Origin of the sequence: Gordonia amicalis NBRC 100051 = JCM 11271, from assembly GCF_000332995.1 — a bacterium.
Classification (GTDB): Bacteria; Actinomycetota; Actinomycetes; order Mycobacteriales; family Mycobacteriaceae; genus Gordonia; species Gordonia amicalis.
The window spans coordinates 98,003-121,989 of sequence record NZ_BANS01000017.1; the positions used below are offsets into that span (position 1 = coordinate 98,003).

The 23,987-nt window shown below is 69.9% G+C and carries 16 protein-coding genes; 2 read left to right on the top strand and 14 right to left on the bottom strand.

The genetic code is table 11. The features are described from left to right. Nucleotides 1-38 precede the first annotated feature (38 nt). The 14 genes from aroB to aspS form a co-directional block, all read right to left on the bottom strand. Complete coding sequence (aroB, locus tag GOAMI_RS09695; RefSeq protein ID WP_006436313.1) at nucleotides 39-1,151, bottom strand: 3-dehydroquinate synthase; 1,113 nt, start codon at nucleotides 1,149-1,151, stop codon at nucleotides 39-41. Between the two features lie 10 nt (nucleotides 1,152-1,161). Continuing rightward, nucleotides 1,162-1,710: a shikimate kinase gene (locus GOAMI_RS09700; RefSeq protein WP_006436314.1), complete on the bottom strand. Its 549-nt coding sequence runs from the start codon at nucleotides 1,708-1,710 to the stop codon at nucleotides 1,162-1,164. Continuing rightward, nucleotides 1,707-2,915: a chorismate synthase gene (gene aroC, locus GOAMI_RS09705; RefSeq protein WP_040004723.1), complete on the bottom strand. Its 1,209-nt coding sequence runs from the start codon at nucleotides 2,913-2,915 to the stop codon at nucleotides 1,707-1,709. Before aroC ends, GOAMI_RS09700 begins: the two co-directional genes overlap by 4 nt. Before the next feature lie 42 nt (nucleotides 2,916-2,957). After that, nucleotides 2,958-3,365, bottom strand: coding sequence for an A24 family peptidase (locus GOAMI_RS09710; RefSeq protein WP_040004730.1), 408 nt, complete (start codon nucleotides 3,363-3,365; stop codon nucleotides 2,958-2,960). 52 nt (nucleotides 3,366-3,417) lie between these two features. Further along, on the bottom strand, nucleotides 3,418-4,278 hold the full coding sequence (locus GOAMI_RS09715) for a shikimate dehydrogenase (RefSeq protein WP_051995396.1): 861 nt from the start codon (nucleotides 4,276-4,278) through the stop codon (nucleotides 3,418-3,420). Beyond that, on the bottom strand, nucleotides 4,269-6,107 hold the full coding sequence (gene mltG / locus GOAMI_RS09720) for an endolytic transglycosylase MltG (RefSeq protein WP_006436318.1): 1,839 nt from the start codon (nucleotides 6,105-6,107) through the stop codon (nucleotides 4,269-4,271). Before mltG ends, GOAMI_RS09715 begins: the two co-directional genes overlap by 10 nt. Continuing rightward, nucleotides 6,094-6,543, bottom strand: coding sequence for a Holliday junction resolvase RuvX (gene ruvX / locus GOAMI_RS09725; protein ID WP_006436319.1), 450 nt, complete (start codon nucleotides 6,541-6,543; stop codon nucleotides 6,094-6,096). Before ruvX ends, mltG begins: the two co-directional genes overlap by 14 nt. After that, nucleotides 6,543-9,218 carry an alanine--tRNA ligase gene (alaS, locus tag GOAMI_RS09730; protein WP_006436320.1) on the bottom strand — a complete coding sequence of 892 codons (2,676 nt, stop codon included), beginning with the start codon at nucleotides 9,216-9,218 and terminating at the stop codon, nucleotides 6,543-6,545. Before alaS ends, ruvX begins: the two co-directional genes overlap by 1 nt. 93 nt (nucleotides 9,219-9,311) lie before the next feature. Further along, on the bottom strand, nucleotides 9,312-10,685 hold the full coding sequence (locus GOAMI_RS09735; protein WP_006436321.1) for a replication-associated recombination protein A: 1,374 nt from the start codon (nucleotides 10,683-10,685) through the stop codon (nucleotides 9,312-9,314). Nucleotides 10,686-10,692: 7 nt separating this feature from the next. Further along, nucleotides 10,693-11,913, bottom strand: coding sequence for an aminoglycoside phosphotransferase/kinase family protein (locus GOAMI_RS09740; protein WP_006436322.1), 1,221 nt, complete (start codon nucleotides 11,911-11,913; stop codon nucleotides 10,693-10,695). A 180-nt stretch (nucleotides 11,914-12,093) separates the two neighbouring features. Next, entirely contained in the window at nucleotides 12,094-13,008 is a 915-nt protein-coding gene (locus GOAMI_RS09745; protein ID WP_006436323.1) for a transglutaminase family protein, read from the bottom strand. Next, on the bottom strand, nucleotides 13,005-15,734 hold the full coding sequence (locus tag GOAMI_RS09750; RefSeq protein WP_051995397.1) for a circularly permuted type 2 ATP-grasp protein: 2,730 nt from the start codon (nucleotides 15,732-15,734) through the stop codon (nucleotides 13,005-13,007). The genes GOAMI_RS09745 and GOAMI_RS09750 overlap by 4 nt, the downstream gene beginning before the upstream one ends. Then, entirely contained in the window at nucleotides 15,731-19,222 is a 3,492-nt protein-coding gene (locus GOAMI_RS09755; RefSeq protein ID WP_006436325.1) for a transglutaminase family protein, read from the bottom strand. The genes GOAMI_RS09750 and GOAMI_RS09755 overlap by 4 nt, the downstream gene beginning before the upstream one ends. A gap of 143 nt (nucleotides 19,223-19,365) precedes the next feature. After that, nucleotides 19,366-21,219 (bottom strand): aspartate--tRNA ligase, encoded by a 1,854-nt coding sequence (aspS, locus tag GOAMI_RS09760; protein WP_006436326.1) that lies wholly within the window; start codon nucleotides 21,217-21,219, stop codon nucleotides 19,366-19,368. Nucleotides 21,220-21,412: 193 nt separating this feature from the next. On the opposite strand from aspS, the gene ypfJ reads away from it, so the two are divergent. Both ypfJ and GOAMI_RS09770 read left to right on the top strand, forming a co-directional pair. Next, nucleotides 21,413-22,270 (top strand): KPN_02809 family neutral zinc metallopeptidase, encoded by an 858-nt coding sequence (gene ypfJ, locus GOAMI_RS09765; RefSeq protein ID WP_006436327.1) that lies wholly within the window; start codon nucleotides 21,413-21,415, stop codon nucleotides 22,268-22,270. Between the two features lie 12 nt (nucleotides 22,271-22,282). Continuing rightward, nucleotides 22,283-23,965 carry a DUF885 domain-containing protein gene (locus GOAMI_RS09770; protein ID WP_085950445.1) on the top strand — a complete coding sequence of 561 codons (1,683 nt, stop codon included), beginning with the start codon at nucleotides 22,283-22,285 and terminating at the stop codon, nucleotides 23,963-23,965. Nucleotides 23,966-23,987 lie beyond the last annotated feature (22 nt).

The window sequence follows — 23,987 nt, forward strand, 5'->3', positions numbered from 1 at the left end:
GCGGTGGGTTCGTTCGTCTGTCGGTTGGTGGAGTCGGACTAGAGGAGGACCGAGGTGTTCTTGCCCGCCCCGCCGGCCACCGCGGAGTAGGCGGCGGCGAGGAGGCCGGGATCGGGTCCTTCGAGCCGGCCCGGCTTCGCCAGTCCGTCGAGCACGACGAAGCGCAGCACACCCGAACGGTTCTTCTTGTCCCCCGCCATGCCCTCGAGCAGGTCGGCGAAGGCGTCCGGGTCGTAGGAGGTCGGCAGGCCCACGAGTTCGAGCACCGACCGGTGACGGTCGGCGGTCGCGTCGTCGAGACGCCCGGCCAGGCGCGCCAGTTCGGCGGCGAACACCAGGCCCACCGACACCGCGGCACCGTGACGCCAGCGGTAGCGCTCGCGTCGCTCGATCGCGTGGCCCAGGGTGTGGCCGTAGTTGAGGATCTCGCGCAGCGAGGACTCCTTCAGGTCGGCCGAGACGACGTCGGCCTTCACCTGCACCGACCGGCGGATGAGATCCGGGAGCACCGGCCCGGTCGGGTCGAGGGCGGCCTCCGGATCGGCCTCGATGATGTCGAGGATGGTCGGGTCGGCGATGAAACCGGTCTTGATGACCTCCGCGAGCCCGGCCACGATCTCGTTGCGCGGCACCGTCTCGAGCGTGCCGATGTCGATCAGGACCGCGTCGGGCTCGTGGAACGACCCGACGAGGTTCTTGCCCGCCTCGGTGTTGATGCCGGTCTTGCCGCCCACCGCGGCGTCGACCATCGCCAGCAGCGTGGTCGGGACGTGGATGACCCCGATGCCGCGCATCCAGGTGGCGGCGACGAACCCGGAGAGGTCGGTGGCGGCACCGCCGCCGAGGCTGATGACCTTGTCGTTGCGCTTGAGACCGATCCGGCCGAAGACCTCCCAGCAGAACGCGGCCACCGACAGGTCCTTGCCCGCCTCGGCGTCCGGGATCTCGATGCGGTGCGCGTCGAAGCCCTTGTCCGCCAAGAATTCCCGGATCTGCTCGGCGGTCTTGTTGAGCGGGGGCTGGTACAGGATCGCGATGCGGTCGGCGCCGGCCGCGGCCGCGGCGACCTCGCCGAGCAGCCCGCGGCCGATCGTCACGTCATAGGGCGCGCCGGCATCGACGCGGATCGCAACGGGTTCGGTGTCGGTCATGGGTCTGTCCTCACATCAGTTCGCGGGCGAGTTCGGTGACGATGGCGTCGGCGACGGCGTCGGGAGCGGCGTCGGCGTCCACCTCGAAGGAGCACACCGACGAATAGGTGTCGGTGCGCTCGGCGAGAAGTTCGGCATAGCGGGCGGCCGGGTCCTCGGTGTCGAGCAGCGGCCGGTCGGTGCCGGAGACCCGCTCGTAGCCGCGTTCGGCGCTGACCCGCAGGTAGACCACACGGTGACCGGTCAGTGCATCCCGCACTCCGGCGGTGGTCACCGCACCTCCACCGAGCGACACCACCCCACTGTGGTTGTCGAGGACGTCGGTGACGACGTTCTCCTCGATCGTGCGGAACCCGTCGACGCCGTCGGGGGAGAAGATCTCGGGGATGCTGCGCCCGGTACGCCGGACCAGCTCGATGTCGGTGTCGACGAAGTCGACCCCGAGCCGGTCGGCGAGCAGACGCCCGACAGTCGACTTGCCCGCACCCATGAAGCCGATCAGCACTGCGGCGGGGCGGCGCCCCGTGGTCGGCCGCGTGGGGGTCGGCGTCTGCGTCATGGGCGCGGCGGGCGCGCGTGGACGGCTGTCAGGTAGGCGCCGAGGTTCGTGGAGGTCTCGGCGACCGAGTCGCCGCCGAACTTGTCCAGTGCCGCCTGGGCGACGACGAGCGCCACCATCGCCTCGGCGACCACACCGGCCGCGGGCACCGCGCACACGTCCGAACGCTGGTGGATCGCGCTGGCGGTCTCCCCCGTCTCCATGTCGATCGTCGACAGCGCGCGCGGCACCGTCGAGATCGGCTTCATCGCGATCCGGACGCGCAGGTCCTCGCCGTTGGTCATGCCGCCCTCGAGGCCGCCCGCGCGGTTGGTCGACCGCAGCACGCCGTCGGGTCCGGGCACCATCTCGTCGTGGGCCTCGCTGCCGCGGCGGCGGGCGGTCGTGAAGCCGTCGCCGACCTCAACTCCCTTGATGGCCTGGATGCCCATGAGAGCGGCCGCCAGGCGCGCGTCGAGCCGGGTCTCTCCGCTGACGTGCGAACCCAGTCCGACCGGCACGCCGGTGGCGACGATCTCGACGACACCGCCGAGGGTGTCGCCGTCCTTCTTGGCGGCCTCGATCTCGTCGATCATCGACTTCTCGGCGGCGGCGTCGAACGCGCGGACCGGGCTGGCGTCGATGGCCTCGAGGTCGCTGAAGCGCGGCGGCGGACCGACATAGGGATCGCTCGCGCCGATCGAGATGACGTGGGAGACGACCTCGATGCCGAGGACCTGGCGGAGGAAGTTGCGGGCGACGGTGCCCGCGGCCACGCGGGCAGCGGTCTCCCGGGCGCTGGCACGTTCGAGGACCGGACGGGCGTCGTCGAAGCCGTATTTGAGCATGCCCGAGTAGTCGGCGTGCCCGGGGCGCGGACGGGTCAGCGGCGCGTTCCGGGCGCTGCCCTCGAGTTCGGCGGGATCGACCGGGTCGGCCGCCATCACGGTCTCCCACTTGGGCCACTCGGTGTTGCCGATCTCGATGGCCACCGGGCTGCCCATCGTGCGCCCGTGGCGCACGCCACCGAGCACGGTGACCTTGTCGGCCTCGAACTTCATCCGCGCGCCCCGGCCGTAACCGAGGCGACGGCGGGCAAGCTGTTCGGCGATGTCCGACGAGGTCACCTCGACCCCGGCGACCATGCCCTCGACGAGGGCGACCAAGGCGGGTCCGTGGGATTCTCCGGCAGTTATCCAGCGCAGCACAGTGATCAATTGTTCCATGTGCCCCACGAGTGGCCGACAGCGGTCGTGGGGCGGGCGTCGTCAGAGCAGATCGGACACGACGATCAACGCGCCGACGAGCGCCGGTGCGTGCGCCCGGCCTCGCGACCGCGCCGTCGGCGATGCCTCTACCATCGTCGCGACCGGGACCGCGACCAGGGAGAGCAGTGCGGCGAGAGCCACCATGACCAGCGCGGTGTCCCAGGACAGCGTGAGACCGCCGCAGGCGAAGGCCAGCTTCACGTCACCGCCGCCGCACCACCCGGCGGCGAAGGTCAGCAGATACGGCGTCGCGGCCACCGCGGCGGCGAGTCCGACGGACGGCTGCGCGACCGCGCTGAGCGCCACCGCCCAGAGTCCGGGCCAGACCATCACGTTGGGGATGCGCCGGGTTCGCGCGTCGGTGACGGCGATCGTGAGCAGCCACACCGAAATCGAGAGCTCGACCATGCGCCGAGCATCGCGCCCCCGGTGGGTGCCGGCGAGCGAGGGCTCCACAGCCTCACGCGTTGGGGATGAGCACCTTCGTCATCGCCTCGCGAGGTGCCGGCAACCCGGTGAACAGCTCGACCTGACGGAACGCCTGGTTCAGCAGCATGACCAGTCCCCCGACGACGGCACCACCAGCCGCCTCGACGGCCTGCGCCAGCGGCGTCGGCCAGGGGTCGTAGATCACGTCCACGACCTTGCCCGCGTGGGCGACGGCCGGGGCGAGGATCTCGGCGGCCGGCGCGGGCACCGTCGACACCACGACGGAGGCGTCGCGACAGCGATGTTCGAGTGCGACGCCGGCCTCGAAGGCGATGACCTCACCGGCGATGCCCAGGCGGTCGCACAGGTCGAGGACCGCCGCGGCACGTCCGGCGTCGCGCGCCACGATCGAAATCGTCGAGACGCCGACCTCGGCGAGCGCCACGACGGTCGGCAGCGCCGTGCCGCCGGCGCCGACCACGACCGCATCGGGGGCGGCCCCCGCGGCGATGTCGGCGTCGACGCCCAGTGCCGCCAGCGCGCCCGTCATGCCGTCGATGTCGGTACAGTCGGCCCGCCAGCCGTCATCGGTGCGCACCAGAGTGTTCGCCGATCCGACCAGCGCAGCACGTTCGGTCCGCTCGGTCGCGAAGTCCAGCGCGGCCAGCTTGTTCGGCATCGTCACCGAGAACCCGATGAACTCGGGTGCCGCACCCGACACGATCCCGGGCAGCTCGTCGGCCGTGCACTCGATCCGGTCGTAGGACCAGCCGTCGAGTCCGAGGGCGTGATAGGCGGCGAGATGCACCGCCGGTGACCGCGAATGGCCGATCGGCGAACCGAGCACCGCCGCCCGGCGGTTATCCCCGTACGGCGAACGGATCACCGGCATCCCGTCGACACCAGCTTGTTCTCACAGGCGACGAGGCGATTGCGCTTGTGTTCTTCGAAGGTGTTCGCGAACAACGTGGTTCCCGCCGTGTCGACGGTCACGAAGTACAGCCACGATCCCGGTGCCGGGTCGAGCATCGCCTCGAGTGCCGGGACACCGACGGCCGCGATCGGGGTCGGCGGAAGACCCTTGTAGCGGTAGGTGTTCCACTCGTTGTCGGCCTTGTAGGCCTCACCGTGCACGTCGATGTTGGTGACGGCGGCGGTGTAGTTCTGCGTCGAGTCCATCTCCAGCCGCTGATCCTCGTCGAGACGGTTGCGGATGACGCGGGCGACCTTGGGGGCGTCCTCGACGTGGCGCACCTCGCGTTCGACGATCGACGCGGCGATCAGCGTCTCGTACGGCGCCAGTCCGGACTTGTTGTTGTCCACCAGGCCCCACTGGTCGAACATCACCGCGCTCTGGGAGATCATCTCGTTGAGAATCTGCACGGCGGTGTGATCGGGTTCGACCCGTTCCCAGGTGGTCGGCGCGATGAGGCCCTCGATGCGGCGGTGGTCCCCGGTCATCGACGCCACGTTCTCCTTCGCCCACTCGGGCACCCCGAGCTCTTCGGGGGTCGCCTTCGCGGCCGCCTCCTCGAGCTGGGCCACGGTGACGCCCTCGGGCTGGCCGTTGACCTCGGTCGACGTGGCGTCCTGGATCATCTGGAAAATGCCCGGCGTGATCTTGCCGTCGATGCCGGTCTTGGAATCGAGCTGGAGACCCGGCGGGATCACCACGCGCCCGACGCGGTGCTGGGCGCTGTCGTCGGTGAGCATCTCCACGGCGGTCGACGCCGGGATCTGGGTCCTCATCTTGTAGAGCCCACCCGACATCGGCTGACCGTCCGCGGCGTCGATGAAGGCACGCACACTGCCGACGACATCGGCGTCGACCAGGATGCGCCCGAAGTCGGCGAGGGTCGAGTTCTCGGGGATGTCGACGATCACGTCGCCGGCGCCCGCCGTGGTGGTGTAGTCCTTACGCGACTCCAGAACCCCGGTTGCACGCAGACCGTAGTATCCGACACCGCCGACGAGCGCGAGCATGAACACGACAGCGAGCGCCAGAATCACCCGGCGTTTCTTCTGGTTCGCGCGGGAGCGTCGTCGCGGGCGCCGTGATGCCGGTGCCGGCTCGACGTCGTCGGCGCCCGGCCACCAGTCCTCCTCGTCGCGACCGCCGTGTCCGCGCCGGCCGTCCGGCACGGGTTCGGTGTACGCGGGGTCGGTGTACGCGGGGTCGGTGTACGCGGAGTCGGGGTACGCGGACTCCTGATTGTCGACGTCGCTGAACTCGCGCTCGTCGTAGCGTGGTTCGAGGTACTCGGGTTCGGCCTGCGGCAGCTGGGGTTCGGCCTGCCGCAGCTCGGGCTCGGCGTCGGCCGCCTCGTGAGAGGGCGTGGGCGGAGGGGGCGGCGGCGCGGGCCGGCGCGGAGCGACCGGCGGCGGAGGTGCCGCCTGGGCACGCGGAGGCCGCGGGGGCTGTCCGCCCGGCGGGATCCGGACGGGCGTCGCACGCCGGGGGGCGCCGACCTGACCGGCCGTGCCACCCTGAGGCGGGTTCGCGAGGTCACCGGGCTGGCCGAGCTGTCCCGTACGCCGATGACGATGCCGTGTGTTGGGCGATCCCTCGGCCGGCTGCGTGAAATACCGCAGACGTTCCGGATCCATGCCCTCGGCACGACCGCCATGGTTGTCCCGGTGTCGCGTACGACGCCGTTCTTCGGTCACCGCCGGTTCCCCTCCCGACTCTGTCGAGGGACCATCGGACTCACCGTCGCGCATCCAGCCATCCCTGAAGGATAGCGACCGCGGCCGCCTGATCGATGACCCCTCGTGACGACTTCACCGACCGGCCGCTCGCGTGCAGCGCCTGCTGCGCGGTCACGGTGGTGAAACGTTCATCCTGCCAATGCACTTCGGCCGGCGCGATGCGCTCGGCGAGCCGGTCCCCGAAGGCGCGCGCGGTCTCCGCGGCCACCCCGGTCGTGTTCTTCAGCGTCTTCGGCAGCCCGATGACGACGCCGATCGCCTCGTACTCGTTCACCAGGTCCACGATCCGGTCGAGATCGGTTGCGGCCGAAGGGGTTCGGCGGACCGTCTCGACCGGTGTGGCGAGGATGCCGTCGGGGTCGCACACCGAGACACCGATCCGGACACTCCCGACGTCGATGCCGAGCCGGCGACCGCGTCGGGGCGACGGGCCCTGATCTGAAGGCATCAGCCGACGAACTCGCGGATACGCGACAGGGCGGCATCGACACCGCCGGGTTCGGTTCCCGATCCCTGGGCGAGGTCGGGCTTGCCACCTCCACGGCCACCGACGAGCGGCGCCACCTCCTTGACGAGGTCGCCGGCCTTGATACCTGCGTCGCGGGCCGCGGCGGTCGTGGCGATCACGAACGGCACCTTGGCATCCGGTCCCTCACCGTTCGGCGAGAAGATGGCGATCACGGCCTGGCGGTCGGCGACCCGGCCACGCAGGTCGGTGACGACCGAACGCAGTCCGTTGGCGTCGAGCCCGGGGACCCGGCCCTCGACGACGAGCGTGGAGCCGATGGTGGTCGCGGTGTCGAGGAGACCGGAAACGGCCGCCTGAGCCTGTTCGGCACGCACCCGTGCGAGTTCCTTCTCGGCGTCGCGCAGCTTGGTGACGAGCTGCTCGACGCGGCCGGGCACCTGCTCGGACGGCACCTTCAGCGACGACGACAGCCCGGCGAGCAGCGCTCGCTCCTTCGACAGGAAACGGAACGAGTCCATGCCGACGTAAGCCTCGACACGGCGCACCCCGGAACCGACGGAGGACTCACCGATCAGCGTGATCGGACCGATCTGCGACGACGACACGACATGCGTGCCACCGCACAGCTCCATCGAGAACGGGCCGCCGATCTCGACGACGCGGACGACATCGCCGTAGTTCTCGCCGAAGAGCGCCAGCGCGCCCATCGCCTTGGCCTCGGTGAGTCCGGTCTCGAAAGTGTTGACCTGATAGTTGGCCTCGACGGCCGCGTTGGCGATCTCCTCGATCTCCCGACGCTGGGACTCGGTCACCGGGCCGCGGGCGTTGAAGTCGAAACGCAGGTAGCCCGGGCGGTTCAGCGAACCGGCCTGCGTCGCACCGGGTCCGAGCACCTCGCGCAGGGCGGCGTGCACCATGTGCGTGCCCGAGTGGCCCTGCGTCGCTCCGTGGCGCCACGCGGTGTCGACGGCGGCGAGGACCTCGTCGCCCTCCTCGATCTCGCCCTCGTCCACCCGAACCTTGTGCAGCCACACCGACTTTCCGACCTTCTGCACGTCGGTGACCGAGAGGCGCACACCGGAACCGGTGGTGATGGTGCCGACGTCGGCCATCTGGCCACCCGACTCGGCATAGAGCGGGGTGCGGTCGAGCACGAGGGTGAGTTCCTGCCCGGCGGTCGCCACGGGCACACGTGCGCCGTCGGCGACGAGTCCGAGGACGCGCGCCTCGGAGACGAGTTCGTCGAAGCCGGTGAACTCGGTGGGTCCGCGGTCGAGGAAGTCGCGGTACACGCTCAGGTCGGCGTGCCCGGTCTTGCGCGCCGTGGCATCGGCCTTGGCGCGCTGCTTCTGCTCGGCCATCAGGGCGGTGAAGCCCTCCTGGTCCACCGACAGCCCGGCCTCGGCGGCCATCTCGAGCGTGAGGTCGATCGGGAAGCCGTACGTGTCGTGCAGGGTGAACGCGTCGGCGCCGGTGATGGTGGTGCTCGAAGACTTCCTGGTGGCGGTCGCCGCGTCGGCGAACAGCTTGGAACCGGCGGCCAGCGTCTTGGCGAAGGAGGTCTCCTCGCCCACCGCGACGTCCACGATATGGGTGCGCTCGGTCTCGAGTTCCGGATACGACGGGGCCATCAGGTCGATGACCTTGCCGATGATCGCGCCCATGGTGGCCTGGTTGTCCCCGGCTCCCAGCAGACGCATCGACCGCACGACGCGGCGCAGCAGGCGACGCAGCACGTAGCCGCGGCCGTCGTTGCCGGGCAGCACTCCGTCACCGATCAGCATCGCCGAGGTGCGGGCGTGGTCGGCGATCACGCGGAAGCGCACATCGTCGGCATGCGAGCCGGCGCCGTAGGCGCGGCCGGTGAGTTCGGCGGCCAGATCGATGATCGGCTTGAGCAGGTCGGTCTCATAGACGTTGTCGACGCCCTGCAGGATGCAGGCGACGCGCTCGACGCCCATGCCGGTGTCGATGTTCTTCTTGGGCAGGGGCCCGAGGATCTCGTAATTGTCCTTGCCACCACCCGGACCACGGACGTTCTGCATGAACACGAGATTCCAGATCTCGATGTAGCGGTCCTCGTCGGCCTCCGGGCCGCCTTCGACGCCGTATTCGGGGCCGCGGTCGTAGAAGATCTCCGAACACGGACCGCACGGACCGGGCACGCCCATCGACCAGTAGTTGTCCTTCAGGCCGCGACGCTGGATCCGCTCGGCGGGCACGCCGATCTCGTCGCGCCAGATGGCCTCGGCCTCGTCGTCGTCGAGATAGACGGTGGGCCACAGCTTCTGCGGATCGATGCCGTAGCCGCCGTCTTCCACGCTGTTGGTCAGCAGGGTCCACGCGAAGTTGATGGCCTCGCGCTTGAAGTAGTCACCGAAGGCGAAGTTGCCCGCCATCTGGAAGAAGGTGTTGTGGCGGGTGGTGATGCCGACCTCGTCGATGTCGAGGGTGCGGACACACTTCTGGACGCTGGTCGCGCGGGAGTACGGCGGGGTCTGCTCGCCCAGGAAGTACGGCTTGAACGGAACCATGCCGGCGTTGACGAACAACAGGTTGGGGTCGTCGAGCAACAGCGAGGCGCTGGGCACCTCGGTGTGGCCGGCCTTGATGAAGTGGTCCAGAAAACGCTTCCGGATGTCATGCGTCTGCACTGTTGGTCTTGTCCTCGCCGTTGGTTGTCGCGACATCCCAGAGTACCGTCGGCGCGTCGCGGAACCGGTCCCGGTACGTCATCCCCGCCGTGATCAGCGGGATCGGCGACGTGTGACGGCACCCCGGACGATGGATCTCAGGCGTGCTACGCGCGGCCCGATCTCACGTTCGAGCCCGTGATCGGTGGGCTCGTAGTAGTCGACGCCCACGAGTTCGTCCGGCGCGTACTGCTGGGCAACCACTCCGTCCGGATGGTCGTGCGGGTACTGGTAGGCGACGCCGTTGCCGAGTTTCTTGGCGCCTGCGTAGTGGCTGTCGCGCAGGTGGGCGGGCACCGCTCGCGCCTTGCCGGCCTCGACGTCGGCGAGCGCGGCGCCGATCGCCGACACCACTCCGGCCGACTTGGGTGCGGTCGCCAGATGGATGGTGGCCTGGGTCAGTGCCAGCTTGGCCTCGGGCATGCCGACGAGGTTGACCACCTGCGCGGCGGCCACCGCGGTCTGCAGCGCGGTGGGATCGGCCATGCCGATGTCCTCGCTGGCGTGGATCATCAGGCGCCTCGCGATGAAGCGCGGGTCCTCCCCCGCCGCGATCATCCGCGCCAGATAGTGCACCGCGGCATCGACGTCGGAACCGCGGATCGACTTGATGAACGCGCTGGTCACGTCATAATGCTGGTCGCCGTCGCGGTCGTAGCGCACCGCCGCGCGGTCGATGGCCGTCTCGACGTCGGCCAGGTCGACCCGGGTGGTCGAGTCGGCACTCGCCTCGAGCGCCGTCAGCGCCCGGCGGGCGTCGCCGCCGGCGACCGCCACCAGGTGGTCGTACGCGGCGTCGGTCACCTCCACCTGCCCGTCGAGGCCGCGCGGGTCGGCGACGGCCCGGGTGAGCACCTCACGGATGTCGTCGTCGGTGAGCGACCGCAACTGGAGCACCAGCGACCGCGACAGCAGGGGCGCGACGACAGAGAACGACGGGTTCTCGGTGGTCGCCGCCACGAGCAGCACGATGCGGTTCTCCACCGCGTCGAGCAGCGCGTCCTGCTGGGTCTTGGAGAAGCGATGGACCTCGTCGATGAACAGGACCGTCTGCTGGCCCTCGATCAGGCGGCGCCTCGCCACGTCGATGACGGCGCGCACCTCCTTGACGCCCGCGGACAGCGCCGACAGCGCCTCGAACCGGCCGCCGGTCGCGCGGGCGATCAGCGACGCCATCGTCGTCTTGCCGGTGCCGGGCGGGCCGTAGAGCAGCACCGATGCCGCACCGACCCCGCTGATCAGTCGCCGCAGCGGCGAACCGTCGCCGAGCAGGTGCTGCTGGCCGACGATCTCGTCGAGGGTCTGTGGGCGCATCCGGACCGCGAGCGGTGCGGTCGGTGACGGCGCCGCGGTCAGTCCGTTGGCGCCGGGCGTCGGCACACCGGCTCCGGCCCGGGGGTCCACGGGCGGGTCGAACAATCCGTCCACGAGCCGATCAGGCCATCCAGATGCGCTGCAACGCGAGGCCCGTTGCAGTCGCGAAATCGGCGATCGCGTCCTCACCGGCACGGCCGGCGGCTGCCGCGAGATCGGTCCAGCGGGACACGAGGACGCGCGGATCGTTCGTGTGCAGCGCCCAGTCGTGGGTGAATCCGCCACTCTCGATCGGGGTACCCACCGGGTCGAACGGGGGCATCTCCAGGCTCGCGTCGGCGTCCTGACCGATCGCGGACTCCGGGTCGACCAGGTCGGTGTCGGCAGGCAGCATCCAGGCGGTCGACAGCCACACCCACAGCAGCCGGGCGACGAGCACCTTGCGCTGCATCTCGCGCTCGTGTGCGAGGGCCGGCCAGATCGGGTTCACCTCGGAGCGCCAGGCGTCGACCATCGACACCTCGAGGTCGGTGGCTCGGGACGCGGCGCGCGCGGGCAGCTGCGCGGTCATGGTGACCACTGCGTAGGCGATGTCGAGCGTGGCGTCGCGGAACCCGCCCCACTCGTAGTCCATGAACTGCACGCCGTCGTCGTTGAGCATGATGTTCTCGGGACCGACGTCCGACGGGCTGAACGCGCGGTGCTCGCCGTCGTCGAACAGGGCGGCGGCGGTCTCGAGCGCCTCGAGAACCCGATCCGGCACCTGCACGCCGAGCGCGGCGGCGTGTCCGGAGAGCGCATCGACCGAGCGTCTGGCCTCGTCACGGAGGATGTCGCGCCCCTCGGTACCCGACGGGCCGCGGCGGACCAGCGCCAGGAAGTCGATCTCGCCGCCGACGGTCGCCGCGTGCATGCGGCCCAGGGCCTGACCCCAGGCGCTCACCGCGCGGGAGGTCTCCACCGGGTCGTCGCCGTCGAGGAACTCCATCATCGACCGGCCGTGACCGAGATCAGAGAGAACCATCAGGCGCAGGTCGGGGTCGGAGGCGATGAGCTGCGGGCCCGGTCGCGATTCGTTCGGGAGCGCGGTGGCGTACTTGTACGACGCGATCTCGCGGTGGAAGGCCTGCGGGTCCTCGTGCTCGGGCAACGCCTTGATCACCAGCGAACGGTCCATGCTGAGGGGGTTCTGCGCCACCCGCACCCGAACGACCGTCGTACGGCCGCTACCTCCGAGGTCCTCGGGGTCGTCGAGGACTACCGAGGAACCGGCGCGGTGTGACAGCAGCGCCTCTGCCGCCCGCACCACGCTGGTGATGCGGCTTTCAGTAATGACCGTCATGGCGTATCCCAAGGTACCCGTTGCAACGGGGGTGCAACACCATTGTTCATCCTTCTGTACGACGTTGCGGATCTTGTACCCGCGAGCGTGTGCGTCGAAACCACTGCGTTGCAGGGGTTTCGGTGCCCTGGTCACAATTCGTGCCGCGATGTGCCCACGATGGTCCCGACGCGCGGTGTCTCAGACCCCGGTTCCGGGTTCGGGTGACTGCGCCGGACTCACGTCCACGGAGACGTCGATGTGGCTCTTCGTCGAGTCGGTGTAGATGACCCCGCGCAACGGCGGGACGTCGTCGTAGTCGCGGCCCCAGGCCAGCGTGACGTGGCGTTCGTCGACCAGTTTGTCGTTGGTCGGGTCGAACGCCAGCCAGCGGCCGTCGGGCATCCAGACCGCCGCCCACGCATGGCTCGCGTCGGCGCCGAAGATCTTCTCCTTGCCCGGCGGCGGATCGGTCGCCAGGTAGCCCGATTCGTAGCGGGCGGCGAGTCCGACCGAGCGCAGGCACGCGATCGCGACCCGGGCGAAGTCCTGGCAGACGCCCTCGCGTCGTTGCATCACGGTGTCGACCCGAGTCGAGATGGCCGTCGAGCCGGAACGATAGGCGAAGTCGGTGAAGATCCGGGTCGTCAGGTCGGTGACCGCCTCGATCAGCGGACGCTGAGGGGTGAACACCGCGGCGGCGTAGTCGCGCACCGACCGGGTGATCTCCGGCGGGTCGAGGTCGAGGACGAACTCGACGGCGAGCGCGGCCTCGCGGCCCCCGAGCACCGCCGGGCGTGCCGACTCCCACGGGGCCCGGGCCGCGGGGCCGATGAGCACGCCCTGATCGACCGGATCGACCTCGACGACCGACCGTGCGGTGACCGTCAGTTCCCGGTGCGCGGTGCGGACGTGGAAGTAGCTGTCGTGGTTTCCGTAGACGTCGATGCCCGTCGACCGGTCGTCGGGTTCGGGTTCGATGTCGACCGTGGTCGACCGCACCCGTTGTCCGGGCAGGTCGCGCGGGGTCAGGTAGCAGCGGCCGTACGACGAGGACACGTCGTCGTTGTAGGTGTACCGGGTGCGATGCATGACCCGGTAGACGCGCGTGTTCACATCTCACCTCCGCCCCAGATCGGCTGCGCCTGGCGAGGCATTGCGAAACGGCTCCTGGCCAGCAGATCGGACAGGTCGCGGGCCCCCGCGCGGAGTGCGGTCATCAGGTCGGCGAGCTCTGCCCGGCGGCCCTGTGAGTCGACGCCGGCGAGGTCGGCCGGCCCGCTCCGACGCAGCTCGGCGATCATGTCCTGCACACCTCGTTCGGCCCCGGCCGATCGCAGCGGTTCGGGCACCGCCGTCAGATCGTGGTTCATCTTCTCGAGCTGGAAGATCATCGACCGCGGGTTGGTCGGGTCGAACAGCAGCAACTCGGCGACGCTCGAGAACCGGTACAGACCGCGGTTGCGGCGCCGGTAGATCACCGACGACTCGTTGGCGACCAGATACGACTCCAGCAGGGCCTGTTCGACGTCGGTGTCGTGCGCCTGCGCGAACATCGCGAGAGTCAGGTCGGCGAGGGTGATCGCGCGTTCGATGCGCCGGCCCAGATCCATGAACATCCAGCCCGGGTCGTGGACCATCGACTCCTCCTGCAGGCCGGTCAGCGCGAGCACGCCGTGGAGGACCTCCTCGTGGGCCCGCGCCAGATCCGGACCGAGGTCCAGGGCGGAATCGGATTCCGCCCGCGACCGCGAGACCAGCCGCGCGGTGCTCGCGACGACCCGTTCGACGGGCGCCAGGACCATCCAGGTACTGGTCGACATCTGGTCACGGACCGCCCGGGCAGCACCGACGAGCCGGTCGACCGAGTAGGCGACCGTACCCGGGATCGAGCGGGCGACGGTCAGATCGGCGATCTTCTCGATGGCCTCGTTGACCTGGTCCGGCGCGGGCTGACGGTCGGTGCCCGAGACCAGCAGATCGGCGGTGTCGAGGTAGCCGTCGGTTCCGGTGATCGTGGCGACCGCGTGCAGCAGCAGCGGTACCGCCGGGGTCCCCGACATCCATGGCCGGTACTGGAAGTCCTGATAACGCTGGCGCGAGACCTTCGCCAGGCGGGTGACCTGCTCGGTGCGTTCGGCGTAGCGGCCGAGCCAGAACAGATCGGCGAGCACGCGGGGACTCGCGGCAGCCGCGATTTCCGAGTACTCGAGCGGCACGGGCCGGCCTGTCTCCGGCACGACCTCGCCGGCCGGTTCGACGCGGGTCTCCGAACGTCGCGACACGTGTCCGCCGACCTCCGCGCTGGTGACCCAGACGTCCTTGGCCGACACGACGTGGTGGGCGGCCCCTTCGACCCCGTCGGCCAGGACGGCGCCGAGACCACCCGGCATCACCGCGTAGGTGGGTCCCTGGGCGACGCTGAAGGCCCGCACCGACACGGGCGCGGCACGCAGCGCGGTCGTGTGCCGTCCGGGTCGCGTCCCGGCGGTGACGGTCGGCGCCACCGAGTAGGCGTCGAGTTCGCGTCCGACCCAGGCCCACGGTTGCGATTCGATCCGCGCGGCGACCTCGGCACGGGTTCGCGCGTCGAGCAGCGGCCCGATGAACTCGTCGTCGGTGCGGGTGTCGGTCAGCACCAGCGAACCGATGCGACTCTGGATCTTGCTGCGCTCCAGCGCATCCCCGGCCCAGTAGGTGGTGACCGACCCGAGCGCGAGTTCCTCGTCGAGCAGGACCGGCGCAAGCCGTTCGAGCACGGTGTGCAGCGCGGGATTCTCGAGGACTCCGGATCCCAGCGTGTTCAGCACCGTGACGTTGCCCCGCGAGATCGCCTCCACCAGACCGGCGACGCCGAGTCGGGAGTCGGTCCGCAGATCGAGCGGGTCGGCATATGCGGCGTCGACGCGGCGCAGTAGGACGTCGACCCGCTTGTACCGTCCGAGCGAACGCATGTAGACCGCGCCGTCACGCACGGTGAGGTCCGCACCTTCGACCAGCGGATAGCCGAGCGCCGAGGCGAGGTAGGCCTGATCGAAGGCGGTCTCGGACATGCTTCCCGGGCTGAGCACGGCGACCGTCGGGTCGTCGACGCCGGGCGGGGCGTACTCGGCGAGCGCGAGGCGCATCGTCCCGACGAAACCGGTCACCGGTCGCGGCGCGCAGGCCTGGAACACCTGCGGGAACGTCTTGGTCAGCAGTCTGCGACCCACGATCGAGAAGCCGATGCCCGACGGGGCCTGGGTGCGGTCCCGGTAGACCACGAAACGCCCATCGGCGGAACGCGATACGTCGACCGCGTGCAGGAACAGGGCGTGGGGTCCGGCGACCTCGAGACGTGCCGCCTTGCGGATGTAGCCGGGGTGCCCGAAGACCATCTCGGGGGCCACGAGACCGGAGGTGATGGTCTTCTGGTCGCGGTAGAGATCACGCAGCAGCAGATCGAGCAGCATCGACCGCTGGGTGATGGCCTTCTCCAGTTCGGCCCACTCGACACCGTCGACGATGAGCGGCACCGCGTCGATGTCCCAGTCTCGGGTGTGCGTGGCCTGACCGTCGAACTCGTTGTAGACCACACCGTCGTCACGGACCGCCGCGGCGAGACGATCGGCGGACTCGCGCAACCGGGCGTCACCGCGCCGCTGGTAGAGCCGGACGAGATCTTCCCACGCGGGACGGACGATGCCGGCGGAGTCGAGGAGCTCGTCGTGGTGGGCGCCGGCGGCCGGTTCGGCATCGCCGGGTCCGGGGACGTCGAAGAGCGTGTAACCCTCGTTCCGGTAACGATCGAAGACCGTGGAGGCATCGAACACCGCGGAAGCGTTGCCCGGCGAAGAAGTCACCGGAGAACTGTACGTGCCCGACGCAGATCAAGGATCCCAGGGACCCCGAAGTCGATGGCCTGCCGGGCCTGTCGTTCCCGGAGAAGTCCGACGTCGACGGTGCCGGTTGTGTGACCGGCCGCCTCGAAGCGCCCGTTGCGGCGCGATTCGGCCTCCACGGCGTTCACCGGTGGTCGGTCGTAGGCGCGTCCACCCGGATGGACGACGTGGTAGGTCGCGCCGCCCACCGACCGCCCGTTGACGGTGTCGACGAGGTCGAAGGTCAGCGGGGTGTCGATGCTGATCGTCGGATGCAGGGCGCTCGGCGGCTGCCAGGCCCGGAACCGGATGCCCGCCACCCGTTCGCCGGAGCGGCCGGTGGACCGGAGCGGGATCGGGAAACCGTTGCAGGTCAACAGGTAACGATCGTCCTCACCGCCGAGGACACGCACCTGGACCCGTTCGATCGAGGAATCGACGTAGCGGGCGGTACCGGTTCCGGTCGACTCCTCCCCCAGCGTGTTCCACGGTTCGATGGCGCCGCGCAGTTCGACTTCCTGGTCGCGGATCTGCACGGTCCCCAGCCGCGGGAAACGGAACTCGGTGAACGGATCGAGCCAGGCGGTCTCGAACGGATAGCCCGCCTCGCGGAGTTCCTCGGCGACGAGCGCGATGTCGGCGATGACATGGTGCGGCAACAGATGTTTGCCGTGCAGGTCGCCGCCGTGGCGGACGAGCCGGGCCCGGTAGGGCCTGCCCCAGAACCACGACACCAGGCTGCGCACCAACAGCGACTGGACCATCGCCATCCGGTGGTGCGGCGGCATCTCGAAGGCACGCAGTTCCAGCAGTCCGAGCCGCCCGCGCACCGAGTCGGGGCTGTAGAGCTTGTCGATGCAGAACTCGGCGCGGTGGGTGTTGCCGGTGATGTCGGTGAGCAGATGCCGCAGCGCACGGTCGGTGACCCACGGATTCGGCGGCGCCCCCTCCCCGGTTCCGGTCTTCGCGGCGAGCCGGTCGATCTCGGCGAAGGCGATCTCCAACTCGTAGAGCGCCGATTCCCGGCCCTCGTCGACGCGCGGCGCCTGCGAGGTGGTGCCGACGAAGCGGCCGGAGAACAGATAGGACAGCGACGGGTGGCGCTGCCAGTAGGTCAGCATCGACACCAGCAGATCGGGGCGGCGCAACATCGGCGAGTCGGCGGGCGTCGTACCGCCCAGCGTGATGTGGTTGCCGCCGCCGGTGCCGCCGTGGCTGCCGTCGAGGCCGAAACTCTCCGTGCCGAGCCGGACGCGGCGGGCGTGGTCGTAGACGGACTCGAGCAGTTCGGACTGTTCGGCGAAGCTCGCCGTCGGCTGGATGTTGACCTCGATGACGCCCGGGTCGGGGGTCACCGACAGCGACGTCAGGCGCGGATTCGACGGCGGCCCATAGCCTTCGATCACGACCGGGGTCGCGGTGGTCGCGGCGGCGCCCTCCACCAGTTCGACGAGGGCGAGGAACTCCTCGCCCGTCGACGTGGGCGGCATGAACACGTACGTGACGCCGTCGCGGACCTCGGCGACGAGCGCCGTGCGCGGCAGGAACTGCGCCGGGTCCACCGCGCGCACGGTGTGCCCGAGCGCGGCGGCCGGGTCGGTGGGCAGAGCGTCGTGGCGCGCCGACGGGTCGGCCTCGAACAGGGTCGGCGCCGGCCCCCAGGACAGTGAGTTCAGCGGCAGGCGCAGACCCGCGGGCGAGGTACCCGGCGTGAGGACGATCCGACCGCGCCGGGTCGACCACACCGCACTCTGCCAGGCGGTCCGGTCCTCCGACCGGTTCAGCGGCAGGACGTGGGCGCTGGGGTCGGTGACCGCGTCGTCGAGCCGGGACAACAGGGAGCGACGCCGGGCCACCGAATCGTTCTCGGGCGCCAGTACCTCCTCGTCGCCGTCCGCCAGGCTCTCCAGCTCGACGTCGAATTCCGCCTGGGTGAACCTCCGTGCGGTGGGCAGGGTCGGGTCGTCGCCGGGGTCTCCGGGCGGCATGGTGGCCAGCTCGCGCATCCGCACGAGCGGATCCTCGTAGGCGGGCAGCACCTGTTCGGTGGGCAGGGCGAGATTCGCCGCGAACGCGGTCAGCAGTTTGTGTGCCGGTTCGGCCCGGGCCGGTTCTCCACCGACGCTCGTCTCCGGGTGGGCGCCGTAGGTCTCCGTCTCGATCGCCGCGACACACTGTTCGGGCGTCGACCACGGATCGGCGAGCAGGTCCGGGTCACGCCAGATCGGCTCGCCGTCGGCGCGCCAGATGATCTCCATCTGCCAGCGCGGCAACGGTTCTCCGGGATACCACTTGCCCTGGCTGCGCCGGACGAGACCCTGCGGGGCGTACGCCCCCTTGAGCCGTTCGGCGAGACGGGACGCCAGAAGCCGTTTGTGGGGTCCGTCGGCGGCGGTGTTCCACTCGGGGTCGGTCTGGTTGTCGATGGAGACGAAGGTCGGTTCGCCACCCATCGTGAGGCGGACGTCGTCGCGCTCCATGCGTTCGTCCACGAGTGCACCGAGGTCGACGACGCGGTTCCACTGCTCGGGTGTGTACGGCAGGGTGACGCGCGGGTCCTCGTGGAATCTCGTGACGGTGTTGGAGAAGTCGAGCGTCGCGTGACAAGGACCGGTCGCGCCGGTGATCGGTGCGGCCCCCACCGGATGCGGCGTGGCCGCGAGCGGGATGTGTCCCTCGCCGGCGAACAGGCCGGACGTCGGGTCCAGACCGACCCAACCGGCGCCGGGCAGGTAGACCTCGGTCCAGGCGTGCAGGTCGGTGAAGTCGGCGTCGGGACCCGACGGCCCGTCGAGCGACATGACGTCGGAGGTCAGCTGCACGAGGTAGCCGGAGACGAACCGCGCCGCCAGGCCGAGTTCGCGTAGCAGCGCCACGAGGAGCCACGCCGAGTCGCGGCACGAACCGATGGCACTCGACAACGTGTACTCGGGTGTCTGCACCCCTGCCTCGAGACGCACGGTGTAACCGACGGCCTCGCGCACGGCGGTGTTCAGCGCCACCAGGAAGTCGATGACCCGCGTCCTGCCGACCGGCTTGTTCTCCGCGGCGAAGGCGGCGACCTCCGGATGGACCGGCGCACCGGCGAATTCGCCCTCGCCGACACCCACCGGCCGCAGGAAGATCTCGAGGTCGCGGCGCAACTCCTCCGGATACTCGAACCCGTAGTGCTCGGCCCAGTCCTCGATGAAGAAGTCGAAGGGGTTGATCGCCGTCAGGTCGGCGACGAGGCTCACGGTGATGCTCAGCGAGGCCGACGGCTCCGGGAACACGAGTCGCGCGAGGTAGTTGCTGAACGCGTCCTGCTGCCAGTTGAGGAAGTGCCCACCGGGCTCGACCCGCAGCGAATAGGCCTCGATCGGCGTCCGCGAATGCGGCGCGGGGCGCAGGCGGACCACATGCGGGTAGATCTTCGTCGGGCGATCGAAGGAGTAGCTCGTCCGGTGTTCGAGAGCCACCTTGATCGTCACCGACGCACCTCCGGGAATCCCTTGCTCGCAGACATGGGGAGAATCTCTCACAGGTGGTGGGCGCCCGCTCGGCGGCAACCGTTCGGAAACGAAAGCGGTGGCCGAACTCACGCTCGGCCACCGCTTTTCGTTGCTCGACGGAACTACTTGTCCGTCGTTGCCTTGTCCTTGTCCGTCGTCGCCTTGTCCGTCGTCGCCTTGCCCGGGACGCTCGCGGCCTGCTCGGCACCGCCACGCGGCACCGGCTTGGCGTCGATGCCCGACTCCTTGCGCTGCTGCGGGGTGATTGCCGCGGGCGCCTCGGTCAACGGGTCGACGCCGCCGCCGGACTTCGGGAACGCGATGACCTCGCGGATCGAGGCCTCCCCGGCGAGCAGCGCGGTGATGCGGTCCCAGCCGAAGGCGATGCCGCCGTGCGGCGGGGCGCCGAAGGCGAAGGCGTCGAGGAGGAAGCCGAACTTCTCCTGCGCCTCGTCGTGGCCGATGCCCATGATCTCGAAGACGCGCTCCTGCACGTCACGCTGATGGATACGGATCGAGCCGCCGCCGATCTCGTTGCCGTTGCAGACGATGTCGTAGGCATAGGCGAGCGCCTCACCCGGATCGGTGTCGAGCTTCTCGATCGACTCCGGCTTGGGCGAGGTGAACGCGTGGTGCACCGCGGTCCATGCCGAATTGCCGAGTGCGACATCGCCGGAAGCGGTGGCCTCGGCCGTCGGCTCGAACATCGGCGCGTCGACGACCCACACGAAGGCCCAGTCGTCCGGCTTGATCAGACCGAGCTTCGAGGCGATCTCGCCGCGGGCGGCGTCGAGCAGGGCGCGGGAGGACTTGACCTCGCCGGCGGCGAAGAAGACGCAGTCGCCCGGCTGTGCACCGACGTGAGCGGCGAGCCCGGCGCGCTCCTCCTCGGACAGGTTCTTGGCGACCGGACCGGTGAGGGTTCCGTCCTCGCCGACGAGCACGTACGCGAGGCCGCGGGCGCCGCGCTGCTTCGCCCACTCCTGCCAGGCGTCGAGCTGACGGCGCGGCTGCGAGGCACCACCGGGCATGACGACGGCGCCGACATACGGGGCCTGGAACACGCGGAACGGGGTGTTCGCGAAGTACTCGGCGCATTCGACGAGTTCGATGTCGAAACGCAGATCCGGCTTGTCCGAACCGAACCGGCGCATCGCGTCGGCATAGGTCATGCGCGGGATCGGGGTCGAGATCTCGACGCCGATGAGCTTCCACAGCGCCACCAGGACCTCCTCGGCGACCGCGATGACGTCATCCTGGTCGACGAAGCTCATCTCGATGTCGAGCTGGGTGAACTCGGGCTGGCGGTCGGCGCGGAAATCCTCGTCGCGGTAGCAGCGCGCGATCTGGTAGTAGCGCTCCATGCCTGCGACCATCAGCAGCTGCTTGAACAGCTGCGGGCTCTGCGGCAGGGCGTAGAAGGTGCCGGGCTGCAGACGCGCGGGCACCAGGAAGTCGCGGGCGCCCTCCGGCGTCGAACGGGTCAGCGTCGGGGTCTCGATCTCCACGAAGTCGTGGGCGGCGAGGACACCGCGGGCGGCGGCGTTGGCCTTCGACCGCAGACGCAGAGCGGCGCTCGGCCCCTCGCGCCGGAGGTCGAGGTAGCGGTGACGCAGACGCGCCTCCTCGCCCGGCGACTCGTCGAGCTGGAACGGCAGCGGTGCCGATTCGTTGAGCACCTCGAGTTCGACGGCGTTGATCTCGACCTCGCCGGAGCTGAGGTTCGGGTTCTCGCTGCCCTCGGGACGGACCTCGACCACACCGGTGACGGCGACGCAGTACTCGGCGCGCAGGCGGTGGGCGGCCGTGGCCACCGACTCCTCGCGGAACACCACCTGCACCAGGCCGGTGGAGTCGCGCAGGTCGATGAACACCACACCGCCGTGGTCGCGTCGGCGCGCGACCCAACCGGCGACGGTGACGGTCTGCGACGCGTCGGCGCGGCGCAGCGAACCTGCGGAATGCGTGCGGAGCACTGAGAGTCCTTCCCAACGTCACACGGCCGGCCCGGCTGGCGGGCGGCGTGGAGAAGCGTTGTTTGTGTCGGCTTGTTCGTGACCCGGTGGAAACGCAGGCCAGGTACCCATCGTGCCGCATCGGCGTCGGTGCCCCGAACCCGGCCACCCGGAGATGTCCGGTGCGGGCACCACGGCGTGCCAGAATGACCGCGTGACCTTCCAAGGCAGCGGATCGATCGACACCGGCAACGTCTCCGGCGGCGGTGGCGGCGGTGGCGGACGGATCGCGCTCGGCGGCGGTGCAGGGCTGCTCATCACCATCGTCGCCCTGCTGTTCGGCGTGAACCCCGGCGAACTACTCGGCGGCGAGACCGGCCAGCAGGGAACGACGTCGGCTGCGGCCGAGATCCAGCAGCAGCTCGACGCCTGCACCTATGAGATGGCGAACGAGAACACCATCTGCCGCATCAAGGCGACCACGGTCAGCGTCGACGACGTGTGGTCGGACCTCATGGCGGGTTACCAGCCGCCGAAGACCGTCATCTTCGCCGACTCGGTCAACACCGGGTGCGGCGCGGCCAGTGCGGCGACCGGGCCGTTCTACTGCCCCGCCGACCGCACCGCCTACTTCGATCCGTCCTTCTTCACGCAGCTGCGCCGCATGGGCGGCAGCGACGGTCCGCTCGCCCAGGAATACGTCGTCGCCCACGAGTACGGGCATCACGTGCAGAACCTCACCGGTGCCCTCGCCAAGGGCCAGCGGATGGGTTCGCAGGGTCCGCGCTCGGGTTCGGTGCGCGTGGAACTGCAGGCCGACTGCCTCGCCGGCGTCTGGGCCAATCATGCCGACGACGGTCCCGATGCGCTGCTCGCCCCCATCTCCGAGCAGCAGATCACGACCGTCATCCAGACCGCGAAGACGATCGGCGACGACACCATCCAGGGACCGGGCTCCAACCCGGAGGGCTGGACGCACGGTTCGGCCACGCAGCGTGCGCGGTGGTTCGGCATCGGATACCAGTCCGGCGACCCCAACCGGTGTGACACCTTCGCCACCAACGACCTCTGACGCGATGTCGAGATGACCCCCATGGCCGCAACTCCCGCGAGTCCCCGTCGACGCACCGAAGTGGACGCGATCGCCGAGGCGCACCTCGATCGACTGTGCGAGCTCGATCCGCTGCAGAGCACCGAGATCGGGTACGACGGCCGGAACGATGCGCTGACCGACTTCTCCGCGCACGGGTGTGCCGAACGGGCCGCGGTCGCCGCAGACACCCTGGCCGCGCTGGCCGAGGCTCCCGTCGCCGACGCGATCGACCGGGTGACCGTCGCGACGATGACCGCGTCACTGCGACGGGAACTCGCCCTCGCGGACGCGGGTGAGCACATCGGCGAGTGCAACGTCATCGCCTCACCGCTGCAGGCCGTGCGGGACATCTTCGACCTGATGCCCACCGACACCCGGTCCGATCGCGAGGTGTTCCTCGCCCGCCTCACCGCGATCCCGGGCGCGTTGAACCGGGCCGTCGACGGGTTGGCGCACCGACTGCGTCACGGTCCCCCGATCGCGCGCCGTCAGGTCGCCGCGGTGGTCCGGCAGGCCGATTCGGCCACCGATGCGATCGCCGAGAACACGGGTGCCATCGCCGACGACCCGGCGCTCGCCGGCACGCTGGGCACCGCCCTCGACGCGGCCCGGACCGCGTTCGGCACCTTCGCCCACTACCTCGAGACCCAGGTCCTCCCGTCCGCCGTCGACGACGACGCGGTGGGCCGGGACCGCTACCTGCTCCACCTGCCGTCGTATCTGGGCGCCGACGCCGATCCGGAGGAGGCCTACGCCTGGGCGATCACGCGTCTCGAACAGATCGTCGCCGAGCAGCACGAGATCGCGGAGGGGCTCCTCCCCGGACGCGGGGTCGCCGAGACCCTCGCCTGGCTGGATCGGCAGCCGCAGTACCAGATCCACGATCGTCACGAATTCGTGGACTGGATGCAGGAGACCTCCGACGCCGCCGTCGCCGGACTCGGCGGCCGTCACTTCGACATCCCGGAACGACTGTCCCGCCTCGAATGCCGCCTGGCGCCGTCGTCGACCGGGATCATCTACTACACCCAGCCGACCGCCGACCTGTCGCGGCCGGGCCGCATGTGGTGGGCGGTCCCCGACGACCAGACCGTCTTCCACACGTGGCAGGAGAAGACGACCGTCTACCACGAGGGCGTCCCCGGCCATCATCTCCAACTCGGTTCGGCCATCGTCGATCCCGACCTCAACGCCTGGCGCAAGCTGGCGTCGTTCACCTCGGGACACGGTGAGGGCTGGGCACTCTACGCCGAGCGGCTGATGGACGAACTCGGCTGGCTCGAGGATCCGGGCGATCGGATGGGCATGCTCGATTCCCAGCGGCTGCGCGCGGCCCGGGTGGTCGTCGACATCGGTGTGCACTGTCGCCTGACTGCTCCGGAGTCGCTCGGTGGCGGGATCTGGGACGCGGAGAAGGCCTGGGAGTTCCTGACCGCCTCGGTCGCCATGGACCACTCGGTGCTGCGCTTCGAACTCGACCGCTACCTCGGCTGGCCCGGGCAAGCGCCGTCATACGCACTGGGACAACGGGTCTGGGAGCACACCCGGCACGCCGCGCTGAGCGCTCACCCGGAGTGGACGCTCAAGGACTTCCACACGCGCGCACTGGCTTTGGGCGGTGTATCGCTGGACGTACTGGCCGAGGAGATGACCGGTCCCGACCACGCGCACTGAAAAACGCCCCTGAAAGGCACCC

Excerpts from the sequence above, each read along its gene's own strand:
- aroB (WP_006436313.1), bottom strand. The coding sequence starts at position 1,151 with ATGACCGACACCGAACCCGTTGCGATCCGCGTCGATGCCGGCGCGCCC.
- GOAMI_RS09700 (WP_006436314.1), bottom strand. The coding sequence starts at position 1,710 with ATGACGCAGACGCCGACCCCCACGCGGCCGACCACGGGGCGCCGCCCC.
- aroC (WP_040004723.1), bottom strand. The coding sequence starts at position 2,915 with ATGGAACAATTGATCACTGTGCTGCGCTGGATAACTGCCGGAGAATCC.
- GOAMI_RS09710 (WP_040004730.1), bottom strand. The coding sequence starts at position 3,365 with ATGGTCGAGCTCTCGATTTCGGTGTGGCTGCTCACGATCGCCGTCACC.
- GOAMI_RS09715 (WP_051995396.1), bottom strand. The coding sequence starts at position 4,278 with ATGCCGGTGATCCGTTCGCCGTACGGGGATAACCGCCGGGCGGCGGTG.
- mltG (WP_006436318.1), bottom strand. The coding sequence starts at position 6,107 with ATGCGCGACGGTGAGTCCGATGGTCCCTCGACAGAGTCGGGAGGGGAA.
- ruvX (WP_006436319.1), bottom strand. The coding sequence starts at position 6,543 with ATGCCTTCAGATCAGGGCCCGTCGCCCCGACGCGGTCGCCGGCTCGGC.
- GOAMI_RS09740 (WP_006436322.1), bottom strand. The coding sequence starts at position 11,913 with ATGACGGTCATTACTGAAAGCCGCATCACCAGCGTGGTGCGGGCGGCA.
- GOAMI_RS09770 (WP_085950445.1), top strand. The coding sequence starts at position 22,283 with ATGACCCCCATGGCCGCAACTCCCGCGAGTCCCCGTCGACGCACCGAA.